Genomic DNA, 16,334 nt, shown 5'->3' with positions numbered 1-16,334 from the left:
TGATAATAAGTTCTAGATTGAAAAATCTAGAACTTGTTATAAAAATATATGTAAATAAAAAATAAGATATATAACATGGGGGATAAAAAATGAGTTATAAAAGAGGAACAAAAAAGTTAGCAGCAATAGCACTTTCAGCAGGATTAGTAATACCAACTCTAATTCAACCAATGACAGCTTTAGCAGAAGGAAATACTGTAGATGTAAAATTATTATCATTTAATGATTTACATGGACAATATGATGAAGACTCTAAATATGGTGGTGGGATAGCAAATCTATCAGCATATCTAAAAAAAATGCAATCTGAAAATAAAAATACACTTACTATGTCAGCAGGAGATGCTGTTGGAGGAAGTCCAGCAGTTGCTGCACTTAAGCAAGATCAACCAACTCTTGAAATATTAAAAGAAATGAATGTTGATATAGTTACAACTGGAAATCATGAATATGATGAAGGCGTTGATGAATTAGCTAGACTTGTTCAAGGTGGAAAACACAAATCAGGGCTTGAGTGGTCAGGGTCTGAAGATTTAGGATGGATAACTGCAAATGTAGTAGCTAACAAAGATATTAAATTTGGGAATAAAACTATAAAAAAAGATGAACCAATATTAAAGCCGTATACAGTAAAAGAGTTTGAAGGTGTTAAAGTTGGTGTAATAGGAATAGTAACAACAGATAGTGCTAAAAAAGTAGTTCCTGATGGAATAAAAGATGTAGATTTTTTAGATGAAGCACAAGTTATAGACAAGTATACAGAAGAATTAAAAGCACAAGGTGTTAAAACTATAGTTGTATTATCTCATGTTCCAGCAAAGACTGATAAAGATACACAAAACTTAGTAGATTTATCTGAAACTAGTGATATATATGATATATCTAAAAAAGTTAATGGTGAAGTTGACGTTATAATAGCTGCTGATAATCATGATTATGCAAACTCTATTATAAAAAGAGAAGGAAAAGATGATATAATTGTTACTCAAGCTTATTCTAAAGGTCAAAATATAGGGGAAATAGATTTAACTATAGATAAAACAACAGGAGATGTTGTAAGCAGTAAAGCTAATATAATTTCAGTAGATCCAAGTAAAGTAACAGCTGATGCTAAAGTAGCTAAAATAGTTGAAAATGCTAAATCTGATGTTAAACCAATGCTTGAAAGAAAAGTTGGATTTGCAGAAGAAAAAATATCTAGAAGTATAGATAATGACAATGGAGAATCTGAACTAGGAAGAATGATAGCAGAAGCTCAACTTTGGGCTACTAGAGATAAAGGTGAAAACATTGATATATCTCTTATGAATATAGGTGGAGTAAGAGCAGACTTAAATTCAGGAGATGTGACTTACGAAGATGTATATACTGTACAACCATTTAGTAATGATTTAACTAAGCTTACTTTAACTGGAGCTCAATTAAAAGAAATACTAGAAAAGCAAGAAATAAATGATTGGATAGTAGGTCAAGAAGAAGGAAAATATAATAGACCAAGAATGTTACAAGTAGATGGATTTACATATAAGTGGCATCCAGAAAAGAAGGACGGTAAATGGATAGTTAAGGTAGATAGCATAAACTTAAAAGATGAAAAGAAAACTGAAGTAAAAGATACAACTAAAGTTAATGCCGTAGCAAATATATTCTTAGCTCAAGGTGGAGATGGATTTGATACATTTAAACAAACAACTTATGAAGTAGTTATGGGAGATTTAGAAGCATTTGAAAAATATACAGAAAAATTCTCTAAAGAAGATAATAATGGTAATGGTACTTTAGGATTAAATCAAATTGATGTAAACAAGAACCCGAATATAATAAATACACATGCTGTAAATACAAATAAGCTTATTGGAAGCACAAGATTTGAAACTGCAACTAAAGTAAGTCAAAGTGCATTTAATAAATCTGATAATGTAGTAATAGTAAACTCAGAAGCTGGAGTAGATGCCCTATCTGCAACACCTTTTGCAAAGCTTAAAAATGCTCCAATACTTTTAACAAATGATAAAAAATTAGATGCTAAAACTAAAGAAGAAATAACTAGATTAGGTGCTAAAAATGTTTATGTAATAGGTGGAAGTAATGTAGTAAGTGAATCTGTATTAAATGAATTAAAAGCTATGAAAGTATCTGTAGAAAGAATAGCTGGAAATGATAGATACGAAACATCTTTAGAAATTGCAAAAAAATTAGGTGATATATCAGAGGTAGCAGTAGTAAATGGTGAAAAAGGACTTGCAGATGCAGTAAGTATAGCACCAGTTGCAGCTAGTAAAAATATGCCAATAGTACTTTCTTCTCCTAAAGCAGGAACAAAAGTATTTGATAAATTTATAGTAGATGAAAAAATAACTAAGTCATATGTTATAGGCGGAAAATCTGCTATAAATGAAGAAGTTATAAAGGAATTACCAAATGCAACTAGACTTGGTGGAAATACTAGAAATGAAACAAATGCTATAATAGTGGATACATTCTATAAAGAAGAAGAATTAAATAATATATTTGTAGCTAAAGATGGAATGGCAAAAAATAATGACCTTATAGATGCATTAGCAGTAGGAGTTGTTGCAGCTAAAGAAAATACACCAGTAGTTATAGGTGGAGATACTTTAAGTGAAAAGCAAGTACAAGTTTTATCAACAAAGAAAACAAAAATGTTAACTCAAGTTGGTGGAAATGGAAATGAAGGTATATTTGCTAAGATAAAGAGTATATTAAAAAAATAGTTAGTTAGAAACTTATATAAAAATTATAAATTAAAAAATTTATTAAAAATAAAGGGACTGTTTTAAAATAAAATAAAGATTGCCTAACAAAAATGAACTCTATGACTAGAGTTCATTTTTTATGTACAAAATTAATTTATGTGTATAGAGGAATGGAAAAAGAAAGTGCCTCATTTAATGATTCCTAAAAATCATTTTGAGACACTCCTTTTAGATAAATATAGTCTATAATTATTAAAAGTTAAACAAAGAAAATTTTATTTACTTAATATAAACTTATTAATAACATTTGCAACACCATTATCATTATTAGTTGTAGTTATGTAATCTGATATTTCTTTTATGCTATCACGAGCATTACCCATGGCAACGCCAAGTCCTGCCATTTTTATCATATGTTGGTCATTTTCTTCATCACCAACAGCTATTGTTTTTTCGATAGGTAGATTTATACTATTACATAAAGCTTTTAGTGCAGTTCCTTTATTAGCTTTTTTATTTAGAAACTCTAAGAAGAAAGGTGCAGATCTAACAACTGTATATTTTTCACGAAGTTCGTTGGGAAGAACTTCTAAAATTTCTTCTAATCTTTCTGGGTGATCGATAATCATTATTTTACAAAATGTTATACTATCATCTATATCTTCTTCACTTTTATAAACGATTGGTATTTTATTTATTTCAGATTCATGCACTGTATATTCACTAGGTTCTTCATGTGGAGTTATTAGATTAGTAGGTGTATTTATGTGAACCTTAGTATTAAGTTTTTTTACAACTTTATATATATCCTTAAAATCATCATAAGTCATTTCTATATTAGAAATAACTTTTTTGCTTTTTACTTCTTGAACGACTGCTCCATTAAAGCATATAACGTAATCGCCTTCATCATTAAGGTTTAATTCATTTAAAAGAGGAGTTACTCCTGGAAGAGGTCTTCCTGTTGATAATACTACTTTTGCACCATTTTCTTTTGCTTTTTGGATAGAATCAAACACATCTGATGTGATTTTCTTTTCGCTATTTAATAATGTTCCATCAATGTCTAGAGCTATTAATTTATACATATTTATCCTCCTAAAATATTTTTAATGCAGTTATCTAATAATGATTATATCAATACATAACAAATTTATAAACTAAAATAAAAAATCACGATGGTTTTATTTATCCATAATATTGAGTTTTGAAATCGCATTTTCAACTTACAATTTGTTATTATAGAGTGAATAAAATAGAAAAAGCTATAACATATCATAATAAGGCATATCAAATGAATCCTAATAACAAGTATATATCTAAAAAATGAGCGATTTTTCAACAAATAAATACATGAATATAAGTAACAACATGAAGATACATATCATATATTTATATTAATAGTAAACTATTGGAAGTTATAATAGTTTCTAAATATCCTGTAGTAGGAGTATAATATGAATAAATATGAAGACTATAACTCTAGTAAAGGTAATAATGATAATAAAATAAATTGTCATAAAAGATATGTAAATAGTGAGTATAATAATTGTAATTGTTGTGGATATTCACATGATTGCGATTATTGTGGATACTCACATTGTTGTGATTGTTTTTGTTGTGAAGGCCCAGCAGGTCCAAAAGGCCCAGCAGGCCCAGAAGGTCCAAAAGGCCCAGACGGTCCAGCAGGCCCAGCAGGCCCAAAAGGCCCAGCAGGCCCAGACGGTCCAGCAGGTCCAAAAGGCCCAGCAGGTCCAGCAGGAGACTGTTGTTGTAAAAATGCAGTTAAATATGCATTGGATACAATAAAAACACCTAATGATGGCAAAAGTATATCATTAATTTCTTTTAACACAACAATATCAGGCAAAATTGAAGGATTTGAACCAAATAAAGATGTAGTAAAACTATCAACTAATGTTTATGTATCTTTATGTAATGTTATAATAATAAGTTTCCCAGTTAGCCCACCAACTACAATTAGTGGTAATTATAATTGTGATACACCACAATGTGGATGTAATGAAGATGTAAGTACAGCATTAAAAAAACTTATAGGAGATATTACAACAGGCCAGCAAGTAGTAGAAAAAGAAATAAGTCTAGATATTATAGATAATACCAATAGTACTGTTAATATAGATAAAATATTTGGAATATGTAGTGGTATTTTATGGGCTCATACAGGCAACAACAGATTTGGAAATGAGTTCTTAGCTATACCATTATGTTCTATAGTATCAGCATCTTTAACTAAAAAAAATTAATCAAAACAATGAATAGATTTAAATTTTACTAAATAAATTATGCCCTATAGAGTATGCAATTAATAAAAATATTTATTCTATAGGGTATTTTATATAAATAGAAATTATAGATTTCCATCATGTACCAATAAACTTATAATTATACTAATAAATTTATGAATAAGTTAGACTAGACTGTTACATAGACGAAAAGTAACTTATATTTTAAAATATAGCCCATTACCCATGATAGATAATTGATATTATTTTGAGAATCTTAGATATAGTAGCTCAAGATAAGTAGTTGAATTTATAAAAAATAAAATAAGCATTATATACAGAAAAGGATGTAATTATTGTATAATTTAATATATGAATGTAAGTAACATCAAAAAGGAGTGAATAAAATGAAGTTTTCAGATTTTAAATATGAAAGACCAATATATGAAAGTAACAAAAAAGAATTCAATAATATCGTAAAAAAAATTAATGAATCTAATACATATAAAGAACAAAAAGAAAATATAGATAAGCTTAATAAATTAAGAAATAGTATAGAAACAATGTCTACAATAGCATCAATAAGACACAGCATAAATACAGAAGATGAATTTTATGAAAAAGAAAGAGCCTATTGGGATGAATATTCTCCCCTTTATGAAGAGCTAAATTCACTATTTTATAAATCAATAATAAACTCTAAGTTTAAAAAAGACATAGAAAATGATTTTGGTAGACAATTTATATCTATAGCAGAATATTCATTAAAAGGATTTTCAAGTGAAATAATAAATGACTTACAAGAAGAAAATAAATTATGCTCACAATATACTAAACTATTAGCATCGGCTAAGATAATATTTGAAGGTAAAGATAAAAATCTATCTGGGTTAGGTAAGTATATGCTATCAAAGGATAGAGATATGAGAATTAAAGCGTCAAAGGCTTACTATGGATACTTTGAAGAAAATGAAAATAAGTTTGATGAAGTATTTGATAAATTAGTAAAAATAAGGGATAATATTGCAAAAAAGCTTAACTTTAATAACTTCGTAGAGTTAGGATATATAAGAATGATGAGAACTGACTATAATGCACAAATGGTTAAGAATTTTAGAAAACAAGTTTTAGAATATATAGTTCCAGTTGCAAGTGATTTATATAAAAGGCAAGCTGATAGGTTAAATATAGAAAAATTAACATACGTTGATGAAAACTTTGAATTCTTAAGTGGGAATGCAACACCTAAAGGAAGCTCAGAATATATTATTGAAAATGGGAAAAAGATGTATTCTGAGTTATCAAAGGAAACAGGAGAATTTTTTGATTTTATGCTAGAAAATGAGCTTATGGATTTAGTAACTAAAAAATCTAAGGCGGCAGGTGGATATTGCACATATATACCAGATTATAAAGCTCCGTTTATATTCTCAAACTTTAATCAAACAGCAGATGATATAGATGTATTAACACATGAGGCAGGGCATGCATTCCAGTTGTATATGTCAACTTGGATAGAGATGCCTGAAATAAATTTTCCAACTTATGAAAGTTGTGAAATTCATTCTATGAGTATGGAGTTTATAACATGGCCATGGATGGAACTTTTCTTTAAAGAAGATACGAGAAAGTATAAATTTACTCACTTATCATCTGCTATTAAATTTATACCATATGGAATAGTAGTGGATGAATTCCAGCATTATATTTATGAAAATCCAAATATGACTAAGGAAGAAAGAAAGCGAACTTGGAGAACTTTAGAAAAGAAATACCTTCCTCATAAGGACTATGAAGGATGTGAGTTTTTAGAAAATGGTGGATGGTGGTTTAAGCAAGGCCATATATTCAAAAATCCTTTTTATTATATAGATTATACATTAGCTCAAATTTGCTCTTTACAATTTTGGAAAAAAATGAGGGAAGATAAAGATAAAGGATGGCAAGATTATATAGATATATGCAAAGTAGGTGGAACGAAATCGTTCTTAGAAATTGTTGATATAGGAAATTTAAAATCTCCATTTGAAGATGGATGTGTAGAAAGTGTTATATTTAGTATTAAAAAATGGTTAGAAAAAGTGGATGATAATAAGTTATAAAATAACTTTTGTCAATTAAAAATATAGATTAAAAAAACATACAAAATTTTAGAAAAAATATGTTGAAAATCAAATAGAAAGATTATATACTTAGCTTAGATAGTATAGATATTACGAATAGAGAAAATATAAAATTAAATATCCGAATGAAGGACATGGGAGACAACTTTTAAAGTGACCGAAGGGACAAACTTAATTTATCAACCCAATAAAATTAAGTGAAATTCTCAGGTGAAAATACTATGTCTAGACGGACCTCTGAAGATTATATTAACAGAGAGAACGAATTGGGAATTTGTTTTCTCTGTTTTTTGTTGTAAAAATAAATACAGAATTTTGAAAGCGAGAGGGAGACATGGTAATAATAACTAATAACCCAATTGTTAAACAAGAAATTAAAGATAAAGAGATTTTACAAAAAGATGTTACCTACATAGGAATACTAAAAGAATGCAGAGACTTAATACATAAGGGATATGAACTTTTATCTCATCCACTTTACGGAAGTGTAAAACCTAATGAAACGCCATATCGAAGTATCATTATGAAAAAAGGAAAAAATCTAGATACAAATTCACTAATGTTAATAGAAGAAGCAATATTGACCTCAAGTAAATTTCAAAACAATAAAAATACTCCAAATTGGACAGAAAGAGTTATAGATGATTTTAAAGTTATAGACTTTGATATCCTAAACAATACCTTACAAAGAATTCAATATATATAAGTCACATATTATATTGTTTTTAATAAACAGTATAGTACTATATAAGATAAAAATATAGAGATATTGCTAAGGTATTTTTTAATATAAAAGGGGGTAGTTAAATGGAAAATTTATATGATTTAATTATAATAGGTTCAGGCCCAGCAGGTCTTTCTTCAGGACTGTATGGAGCTAGAGCAAAGCTTAAGACACTTATAATAGAAAAATCAAAAACAGGTGGTCAAATAGTTACTACACATGATGTAGCAAACTATCCAGGATCTATAGAAGATGCAAGTGGACCAAAGTTAATAGCTAGAATGGTTGAACAATGCAAGAGCTTTGGTGCTGAGATGGTTAAAGATAATATAGTTGATGCTGATATAGATGGAGAAATAAAAGTAGTAAAAGGTGAAAAGGGAGAGTACAAAGGTAAAGCCCTTATAATAGCAACTGGTGCAACTCCAAAAAAATTAGGAGCACCAGGTGAAAAAGAACTTACTGGAAAAGGTGTATCATACTGTGCAACATGTGATGGAGATTTCTTTACCGATTTAGAAGTATTTGCAGTTGGTGGAGGAAATAGTGCAGTTGAAGAAGGAATGTTTTTAACTAAGTTTGCTAGAAAAGTAACAATAGTTCATAGAAGAGATGAATTATCATGTGCTAAATCTATAGAGGAGAAAGCAAAAGACAATCCAAATATAGAATTTATGTTTAATACATCTATAAAAGAATTACATGGTGATGGAATACTAGAAAAAGTAGTATTTGAAAACACTGTAACAGGTGAAACAATGGAATATGAAGCCGATGAAGAAGATGGAACAATGGGGGTATTCGTATTTGTTGGCCTTAATCCTCAAACAGACTTATTCAAAGATAAAATCAACATGGATAAAAGAGGATATATAATAACTGATGAAGATATGAGAACTAATATAGATGGTGTATTTGCGGCAGGAGATTGTAGAGTTAAAACTTTAAGACAAGTTGTAACGGCTACAAGTGATGGTGCAATAGCTACAATAAATGCAGAAAAATATATAGAAAACAAAGAGTGGAACTTAGAAGAATTTATGATGTAGTATAAATTTAAATACCTATTTATTAGATGATTAGACAAATAGTAATTTAAATTCAATATATACTCAAATAGAATAAAAAATTAAATTAATTTAAGGGGGAATTTAAAATGATAGCTTTAGATAAGAGTACTTTTGAAGAAGAAGTTTTAAAACATGAAGGAATAGTAGTTGTAGATTTCTGGAGTGAAGGATGTGAACCATGCAAAGCATTACTTCCAGAAGTTGAAGAATTATCTAATCAATATGCAGATAATTTTAAATTCTGTAAGTTAGATACAACAAAAGCTAGAAGATTAGCTATAAAAGAGAAAGTATTAGGTCTTCCAACAATAGCTATATACAAAGATGGATCTAAAATAGATGAAGTGACAAAAGATGATGCAACAAGATCTAATATAGAAGAAATGATTAAAAAATATCTTTAAGAATTAGTTTTAATTAATGGTGCTATAAATTTGAGTAAACCTCAAATCTATATAAATAAAGTGTAGTCAGATTATTATAAGTAAAAATTGGGGGGTGCACGTATGCGTCTTGAGTTAGGGAAAATCTTTATAAAAGACATTCAGTTTGGTGAAATTACTGAAGTTAAAGATGGAGTTTTATACGTTAATAAAGAAGAGATGCTTAAAGAAATTGGTGGAGATGAGCACATAAAATCTATAGATATAGATATAGTTCATCCAGGCGAAAGTGTTAGAATAACGCCTGTAAAAGATGTTATAGAGCCAAGAGTTAAAGTTGATGGTGAGGGTGGAATATTCCCTGGAATAATATCAAAAGTAGATACTGTAGGAACTGGAACAACTCATGCACTTTCTGGGTGTGCAGTTGTAACTACAGGTAAAATAGTAGGATTCCAAGAAGGTATAATAGATATGACAGGTCCTGGTGCTGACTACTGTCCATTCTCTAAATTACATAATGTTGTAGTTATAGCAGAACCAGTAGATGGATTAAAGCAATATGGCCATGAAAAAGCTGTTAGAATGATAGGATTTAAAGCAGCTGCATACTTAGGAGAAGCAGGAAGAAATGTAGAACCTGATGAAGTGAAGACTTATGAAACTAAGCCATTATTAGAATCTATAGCAGAATATCCAGAACTTCCAAAAGTAGGATATGTATATATGCTTCAAACTCAAGGATTACTTCATGACACATACGTATATGGAGTAGATGCAAAACAAATAGTTCCAACTCTACTTTATCCAACAGAGCTTATGGATGGAGCAATAGTTAGTGGAAACTGTGTTTCTGCATGTGATAAAAACCCTTCATATGTTCACATAAACAATTCTATAGTAGAAGATTTATATGAACAGCACGGTAAAGAAATAAACTTTGTAGGGGTAATTGTAACTAATGAAAACGTATACCTTGCAGATAAAGAAAGATCTTCTAACTGGACTGCTAAGTTATGTAAGTACTTAGGATTAGATGCAGTTATAATTTCACAAGAAGGATTTGGAAATCCAGATACTGACCTTATAATGAACTGTAAAAAAATTGAAATGGAAGATATAAAAACTGTTATAGTAACTGACGAATATGCAGGACGTGATGGAGCATCTCAATCACTTGCAGATGCAGATGTTAGAGCAAATGCTGTTGTTACTGGAGGAAACGCTAACGAATTAATACTACTTCCTAAGATGGATAAAGTAATAGGTCATATAGAAGTTGTTGATGTTATAGCTGGTGGATTTGCTGGAAGTTTAAGAGAAGATGGAAGCATAGAAGCTGAAATACAAGTTATAACTGGTGCTACAAATGAAACTGGATTTGGAGTATTATCTACAACAACTTACTAAAACATGAATTAAAAAATATATATAAAAATATTGAGAATATAAAATAGTAAAAGTTGAAAATAAAAGGGGGATAAATATGAGCATACTTGCGAATAAAAAGGTCCTTATAATAGGTGACCGTGACGGTATACCAGGGCCTGCTATAGAAGAATGTGTAAAAACAGTAGAAGGAGCAGAAGTAATATTTTCTTCAACAGAATGTTTTGTCTGAACGGCTGCTGGGGCTATGGACTTAGAAAACCAAAAGAGAGTTAAAGAAGCTTGTGAAAAACACGGAGCTGAAAACTTAGTGGTTTTACTAGGTGCATCTGAAGCCGAAGCTGCAGGTCTTGCAGCAGAAACAGTAACAGCTGGAGATCCAACATTCGCTGGACCACTTGCTGGAGTTGAATTAGGTCTTAGAGTTTACCATGTTGTAGAAGATGAAATGAAATCAGAATTTGATGAAGCTGTATATGATGAGCAAATAAGTATGATGGAAATGGTACTTGAGGTTGATGAAATAGTAGAAGAAATGTCTAGCATGAGAGAACAATTCTGTAAGTTTAATGATTAATTAAGCTCAAAGGGGTGAAAAATATGGAAAAACTAAGAGTAGTTCATTATATAAATCAATTCTTCGCAGGAATTGGTGGAGAAGAAAAAGCTGATACTAAGCCACATGTAGCACAAACTTTACCTCCAATAAGTACACAACTAAACAAATTATTAGGGGATAATATGGAAGTAGTTGGTACAGTTGTATGTGGAGATACATACTTCAATGAAAACTTAGAAAGTGCAAGTAGTGAAGTATTAGAAATGATAAAAGAATTTGAACCACAACTTTTCATAGCAGGACCTGCATTTAATGCTGGTAGATACGGAGTTGCTGCAGGAGCTATAACTAAGGTTGTTAAAGAAAATTTAAATATACCTTGCTTTACTGGAATGTACGTAGAAAATCCAGGAGCAGATATGTTTAAAAAAGATGTTTATATAATAGAAACATCAGACTCAGCAGCAGGAATGAGAAAAGCACTTCCTAAGATGGCTAAGTTTGCACAAAAATTAGCTAATGGAGAAGCAATAGGTTCTCCAGCTGAAGAAGGATATATAGAAAGAGGATTAAGAGTTAACTTTTTCCATCCTGAAAGAGGATCAAAAAGAGCGGTTGATATGTTACTTAAAAAGATAAAGGGAGAAGACTTTGTTACTGAGTATCCGATGCCAGTATTTGATAGAGTTCAACCTGCAAAAGCTATAAAAAATTTAGCAAATGCTAAAATAGCGTTAGTTACTTCTGGAGGTATAGTTCCAAAAGGAAATCCAGATAGGATAGAATCTTCTTCAGCGTCTAAGTATGGAGAATATTCATTAGAAGGATTTGAAAATTTAACAGAGGATTCGCATGAAACTGCACATGGTGGATACGACCCAGTATACGCTAACTTAGATGCAGACAGAGTTTTACCAGTTGATGTACTTAGAGATTTAGTAAAAGAAGGTATAATAGGAGAATTACATGAAATTTTCTATGCAACTGTTGGTAATGGTACAGCTGTTGCAAGTGCAAAGGCTTATGCTAATGAAATAGGTAACAAGTTAAAAGCTGTTGGTGTAGATGCTGTTATATTAACTTCTACATGAGGTACTTGTACACGTTGCGGTGCAACGATGGTAAAAGAAATAGAAAGAGTTATGGAAGTTCCTGTAGTTCATATGTGTACAGTAGTTCCTATATCTTTAACAGTTGGAGCAAACAGAATAGTTCCAACTATAGCAATACCTCATCCACTTGGAAATCCAAATCTTGATCCAAAAGAAGAAAAGGCATTAAGAAGAGGATTAGTAGAAAAAGCTTTAGTTGCTTTAACTACAGAAGTAGAAGATCAAACTGTATTTGAAAATCCAGATACATCAGTATTAAAATCTAAGGAAATGGCTTAGATAATATAAATTAATTTATTAGTAATATATTAAAGCTGTCTTAAACTAAATTTTACTATGTAAAGTCAATTGTTTGAGACAGCTTTTTATGAAATATAATAATCACCAGAACCTATTAATTATTTTGGTGTTGAATATGTATGTAAAATTTAATGGGGGTGCTAATTTATGTCTTATCCAGTTTTAAAAGGTGCGAGCTATGTACTTATTCATACTCCAGATATGATAGTACAAAATGGTAGTACATGTAATGTTGAGAGAGCTACAAATCCAGATTCAGAGTTTTTAAAAGAAATAACTAATCATATAAGAAGTTATGAAGATGTGCTTAACTACATTCCAAATCAAGTTTACATAGGAAACAACAGACCAGAGGAATTAAAAAATATATCTATGCCTTGGTGCAACGAAAAAGTGGAAGGTAATAGAATAGGAAAATTAGGGGAAATAATGCCTCAAGATGAATTTATAGCATTAATGCAAATATGTGATGCATTTGACCTAGTAAAGTTAAGTGAAGAATTTGTAAATGAAGTAAAACCTAAAATTGAAAATAACTACCCAGAATTAGCACAATTTGCAGCTAAATTAAAGGGAGATAATATAGAAGAAGGAAAAGAATTAGTAGATAATCATGTTGCTGAAGGATTATATCATGAAGGTAAGTTTGTAGGATATGTAAAAAAGGCTCATGATGTAGATGTTAACTTAAATGCTCATACTATGTTTGAAAACTTAGTAGTTAAAGCATCAGGAGTAATATCAGCAATTCATTTATTAAGAAGTAGTAATATAAATCCACTAGATATAGATTATGTAATAGAGTGCTCAGAAGAAGCTTGTGGAGATATAAACCAAAGAGGTGGAGGGAATTTTGCAAAATCCATAGCAGAAATAGCAGGGTATAATAATGCGACAGGGTCTGATACTAGAGGATTCTGCGCAGCTCCAACTCATGCTTTAATTCAAGCAGCTGCCCTTGTTAAATCAGGAGTATATAAAAATGTAGTAGTAGTTGCAGGTGGAGCTAGTGCAAAACTTGGAATGAATGCTAAAGATCATATAAAAAAAGGTCTTCCAGTATTAGAAGATGTAGTTGGTGGATTTGCAGTGCTTGTATCTGAAAATGATGGAGTAAACCCAATAATAAGAACTGATTTAATAGGAAAGCATAATGTTGGAACAGGTTCATCACCTCAAGCTGTTATGACAGCACTTATAACAAGTGGTCTTGATAAAGCAAATTTAAAAATAACTGATGTAGATGTATTCTCTGTTGAAATGCAAAATCCAGATATAACAAAACCAGCAGGAGCAGGAGATGTTCCAGAAGCTAACTATAAAATGATAGGAGCTCTAGCTGTTAAGCGTGGGGATATGGAAAAGAAAGAGTTAAAAGAGTTTGTATCTAGTAAAGGACTTCCAGGATGGGCTCCAACTCAAGGGCATATACCATCAGGTGTTCCATATATAGGATTCTGTATAGACGACTTAACTACAGGAGATAAAAATAGAGCCATGATAGTAGGTAAAGGAAGTTTATTCTTAGGAAGAATGACTAATTTATTTGATGGAGTATCATTTATAGTAGAAAGAAACAATGGAGTAACTGAGGAAGCTAGTGGAGTATCTAAGGAAGAAATCAAAAAAATAATAGCAGAGTCTCTAAGAAAATTAGCATTAGATATGATAGAAGAATAGGGGGAAAATACTATGGCTAAAAAGATAATAGGTGAAACTCTTCTAGAAATAGCTAATGCAATAGAAAGTGGAGAATTTGGAAAAAAAATAAAAATAGGTTTAACTACACTTGGAAGTGAACATGGAGTAGACAATCTGGTAAATGGGGCACATTTAGCCAAGTCTAATTTATTTGATATAGTTTTAATTGGACCTAAGGTAGAGACAGACCTTGAAGTGATTGAAGTAAATTGTGAAAAAGAGATGCACACAAAAATGGAAGAGCTATTAGATAGTGGATATATAGATGCAGCTGTCACTATGCACTATAATTTTCCAATAGGTGTATCTACAGTCGGTAGAGTAATAACACCTGGCAAAGGAAAAGAAATGATACTAGCAACGACAACAGGAACTAGTGCGACAAATAGAATAGAATCAATGATTAGAAATGCTATATATGGAGTATCAACTGCTAAAAGTATAGGAATAAGAAATCCTAAGATTGGTATACTTAATGTTGATGGTGCTAGACAGGTTGAAAAATGCTTAAAACAATTAAGAGATAATGGATATGATATAGAATTTGCAGATTCTATAAGATCAGATGGAGGATGTGTAATGAGAGGAAACGACTTATTAGCAGGTGCTCCAGATGTTATGGTTTGTGATACTTTAAGTGGCAATATATTTATGAAGGTGTTTTCTTCATTTACAACAGGAGGGGACTATGAAGCAAGTGGTTATGGTTATGGACCAGGAGTAGGAGAAGAATACGATAGAAAAATACTTATACTATCAAGAGCATCAGGGAGTCCAGTAGTTTCCAATGCACTTAAATATGCTTATGATATAGTAAAAGGAAATATAAGTGAAGTTGCGAAAAATGAGTTTATAAATGCTAAAGCTTCTAAGTTTGAGGAAGTGATAAGCAGTATTATTAAAAAAGAGGTAAAAGTTAGTGAAGAAGTTAATATGCCAGAAAAACAAGTAGTTACAACTCAAATATCTGGTATAGATATAATGTATTTAGAAGATGCAGTTAAAGAATTATGGAAAAATGGAGTGTATGCAGAAAGTGGAATGGGATGCACAGGACCTATAGTTTTAGTAAATGAAGCTAAAGGAGAAGTTGCAGTTCAGACTCTATTAAAAGCTGGATATACGGCTAAATAAAACTAAATAAGTAAAATATAAAAGTATTAGTTGAAGAAACTAAACGTATAATATATAATTATAAGAAATAATTGAATGTATTTACCTGTATATTTTTGATGATATGGTTCAAATGTATCTACCAGGCTACCGTAAATTGCCTGACTACAGGAGTTTTTAATAATATAATTTTAAGTATATAATACACTATAAATCTATACTTTTATGTTAAATAGTAAACTCCTGTCTGTTTTAGACAGGAGTTTTTTGTTCTTAATATATAAATAAACTACTTTTAGGGGGAAAAAATATGAAATCATTACAAAAGAAAATATTAACAGAAGGTCGCGTGTCAGGAAATGATATATTAAAAGTAGATAATTTTTTAAATCACCAATTAGACGTAGCTTTTTTAAATGAAATAGGAAAAGAATTTAAGGAAAGGTTCAAAGAAGATAAAATAGATAAAATACTTACTATAGAAGCTTCAGGAATAGCAATAGCATCTATAGCATCTCAACATTTTGGAAATGTACCAGTTGTATTTGCAAAGAAAGTAGAGTCTAAAAACTTAGATAAAGATGTATATGAGACGAAGGTATATTCATTTACAAAAGGAAAAGAATACAGCGTAAAAGTATCTAAAAAATATTTAAATGAAGGCGAAAATATACTAGTTCTAGATGACTTTTTAGCAAATGGAAGAGCAGCACTTGGTCTTAAAGATTTAGTAGATCAAGCTGGAGCAAATTTAGCAGGAGTTGGAATTGTAATAGAAAAAGGATTCCAAGACGGTAGAGAATTATTATTAAATGAAGGTGTTAAATTAGAATCGCTAGTGATACTTGATTCAATAGAAAATGGAGTTATAAAATTTAGATAATTTAAACTTTATAC

The 16,334-nt window shown here is 30.3% G+C and carries 13 protein-coding genes and 2 riboswitches; of the genes, 12 read left to right on the top strand and 1 reads right to left on the bottom strand.

Features of this window, described 5'->3' with window-relative positions; translation table 11 throughout:
* Nucleotides 1-89: 89 nt before the first annotated feature.
* Nucleotides 90-2,735: a cell wall-binding repeat-containing protein gene (locus BN899_RS11270; protein ID WP_052356829.1), complete on the top strand. Its 2,646-nt coding sequence runs from the start codon at nucleotides 90-92 to the stop codon at nucleotides 2,733-2,735.
* Between the two features lie 257 nt (nucleotides 2,736-2,992).
* Here the strand turns inward: BN899_RS11270 and yidA are convergent, their stop codons facing one another.
* A complete protein-coding gene (yidA, locus tag BN899_RS11265; RefSeq protein ID WP_042275450.1) occupies nucleotides 2,993-3,805 on the bottom strand; it encodes a sugar-phosphatase in 813 nt (270 codons plus the stop codon).
* A 369-nt stretch (nucleotides 3,806-4,174) separates the two neighbouring features.
* Here yidA and BN899_RS19220 point away from each other — a divergent pair, with 369 nt between their 5' ends.
* From BN899_RS19220 to BN899_RS11200, 11 genes are all read left to right on the top strand, one after another.
* Entirely contained in the window at nucleotides 4,175-4,984 is an 810-nt protein-coding gene (locus tag BN899_RS19220; protein WP_042275447.1) for a collagen-like triple helix repeat-containing protein, read from the top strand.
* Between the two features lie 386 nt (nucleotides 4,985-5,370).
* Nucleotides 5,371-7,065 carry a M3 family oligoendopeptidase gene (locus BN899_RS11255; RefSeq protein ID WP_042275445.1) on the top strand — a complete coding sequence of 565 codons (1,695 nt, stop codon included), beginning with the start codon at nucleotides 5,371-5,373 and terminating at the stop codon, nucleotides 7,063-7,065.
* Between the two features lie 146 nt (nucleotides 7,066-7,211).
* Nucleotides 7,212-7,318: riboswitch (glycine riboswitch) on the top strand.
* Nucleotides 7,319-7,420: 102 nt separating this feature from the next.
* The gene (locus tag BN899_RS11250; RefSeq protein WP_042275443.1) at nucleotides 7,421-7,792 is read left to right on the top strand and encodes a GrdX family protein; all 372 of its coding nucleotides are present in this window, start codon (nucleotides 7,421-7,423) and stop codon (nucleotides 7,790-7,792) included.
* Nucleotides 7,793-7,893: 101 nt separating this feature from the next.
* The gene (gene trxB / locus BN899_RS11245; protein ID WP_042275441.1) at nucleotides 7,894-8,859 is read left to right on the top strand and encodes a thioredoxin-disulfide reductase; all 966 of its coding nucleotides are present in this window, start codon (nucleotides 7,894-7,896) and stop codon (nucleotides 8,857-8,859) included.
* A 107-nt stretch (nucleotides 8,860-8,966) separates the two neighbouring features.
* On the top strand, nucleotides 8,967-9,284 hold the full coding sequence (gene trxA, locus BN899_RS11240) for a thioredoxin TrxA (RefSeq protein ID WP_042275439.1): 318 nt from the start codon (nucleotides 8,967-8,969) through the stop codon (nucleotides 9,282-9,284).
* Nucleotides 9,285-9,386: 102 nt separating this feature from the next.
* The gene (locus BN899_RS11235) at nucleotides 9,387-10,673 is read left to right on the top strand and encodes a glycine/sarcosine/betaine reductase component B subunit (RefSeq protein WP_042275437.1); all 1,287 of its coding nucleotides are present in this window, start codon (nucleotides 9,387-9,389) and stop codon (nucleotides 10,671-10,673) included.
* A 76-nt stretch (nucleotides 10,674-10,749) separates the two neighbouring features.
* The gene (grdA, locus tag BN899_RS11225; RefSeq protein ID WP_081712243.1) at nucleotides 10,750-11,229 is read left to right on the top strand and encodes a glycine/sarcosine/betaine reductase complex selenoprotein A; all 480 of its coding nucleotides are present in this window, start codon (nucleotides 10,750-10,752) and stop codon (nucleotides 11,227-11,229) included.
* A 23-nt stretch (nucleotides 11,230-11,252) separates the two neighbouring features.
* Nucleotides 11,253-12,602 carry a glycine reductase complex selenoprotein B gene (gene grdB / locus BN899_RS11220; RefSeq protein ID WP_081712242.1) on the top strand — a complete coding sequence of 450 codons (1,350 nt, stop codon included), beginning with the start codon at nucleotides 11,253-11,255 and terminating at the stop codon, nucleotides 12,600-12,602.
* Between the two features lie 168 nt (nucleotides 12,603-12,770).
* The gene (grdC, locus tag BN899_RS11210; protein WP_042275426.1) at nucleotides 12,771-14,303 is read left to right on the top strand and encodes a glycine/sarcosine/betaine reductase complex component C subunit beta; all 1,533 of its coding nucleotides are present in this window, start codon (nucleotides 12,771-12,773) and stop codon (nucleotides 14,301-14,303) included.
* Between the two features lie 12 nt (nucleotides 14,304-14,315).
* Entirely contained in the window at nucleotides 14,316-15,458 is a 1,143-nt protein-coding gene (gene grdD / locus BN899_RS11205; RefSeq protein ID WP_042275423.1) for a glycine/sarcosine/betaine reductase complex component C subunit alpha, read from the top strand.
* Between the two features lie 65 nt (nucleotides 15,459-15,523).
* Nucleotides 15,524-15,625: riboswitch (purine riboswitch) on the top strand.
* 122 nt (nucleotides 15,626-15,747) lie between these two features.
* Nucleotides 15,748-16,320, top strand: a complete 573-nt coding sequence (locus BN899_RS11200; RefSeq protein WP_042275420.1) for a xanthine phosphoribosyltransferase — start codon at nucleotides 15,748-15,750, stop codon at nucleotides 16,318-16,320.
* The last annotated feature ends 14 nt before the right edge of the window (nucleotides 16,321-16,334 follow it).

The organism is Faecalimicrobium dakarense (assembly GCF_000499525.1).
In the GTDB taxonomy this organism is placed as follows: Bacteria; Bacillota; Clostridia; order Peptostreptococcales; family Peptostreptococcaceae; genus Faecalimicrobium; species Faecalimicrobium dakarense.
The sequence above is the reverse complement of the archived record's forward strand: the minus strand, read 5'-3'. Positions and strand labels throughout refer to the sequence as shown.

Coding starts and splice junctions, on each gene's coding strand:
- BN899_RS11270 (WP_052356829.1), top strand. CDS start 90: ATGAGTTATAAAAGAGGAACAAAAAAGTTAGCAGCAATAGCACTTTCA.
- yidA (WP_042275450.1), bottom strand. CDS start 3,805: ATGTATAAATTAATAGCTCTAGACATTGATGGAACATTATTAAATAGC.
- BN899_RS19220 (WP_042275447.1), top strand. CDS start 4,175: ATGAATAAATATGAAGACTATAACTCTAGTAAAGGTAATAATGATAAT.
- BN899_RS11255 (WP_042275445.1), top strand. CDS start 5,371: ATGAAGTTTTCAGATTTTAAATATGAAAGACCAATATATGAAAGTAAC.
- BN899_RS11250 (WP_042275443.1), top strand. CDS start 7,421: ATGGTAATAATAACTAATAACCCAATTGTTAAACAAGAAATTAAAGAT.
- trxB (WP_042275441.1), top strand. CDS start 7,894: ATGGAAAATTTATATGATTTAATTATAATAGGTTCAGGCCCAGCAGGT.
- trxA (WP_042275439.1), top strand. CDS start 8,967: ATGATAGCTTTAGATAAGAGTACTTTTGAAGAAGAAGTTTTAAAACAT.
- BN899_RS11235 (WP_042275437.1), top strand. CDS start 9,387: ATGCGTCTTGAGTTAGGGAAAATCTTTATAAAAGACATTCAGTTTGGT.
- grdC (WP_042275426.1), top strand. CDS start 12,771: ATGTCTTATCCAGTTTTAAAAGGTGCGAGCTATGTACTTATTCATACT.
- grdD (WP_042275423.1), top strand. CDS start 14,316: ATGGCTAAAAAGATAATAGGTGAAACTCTTCTAGAAATAGCTAATGCA.
- BN899_RS11200 (WP_042275420.1), top strand. CDS start 15,748: ATGAAATCATTACAAAAGAAAATATTAACAGAAGGTCGCGTGTCAGGA.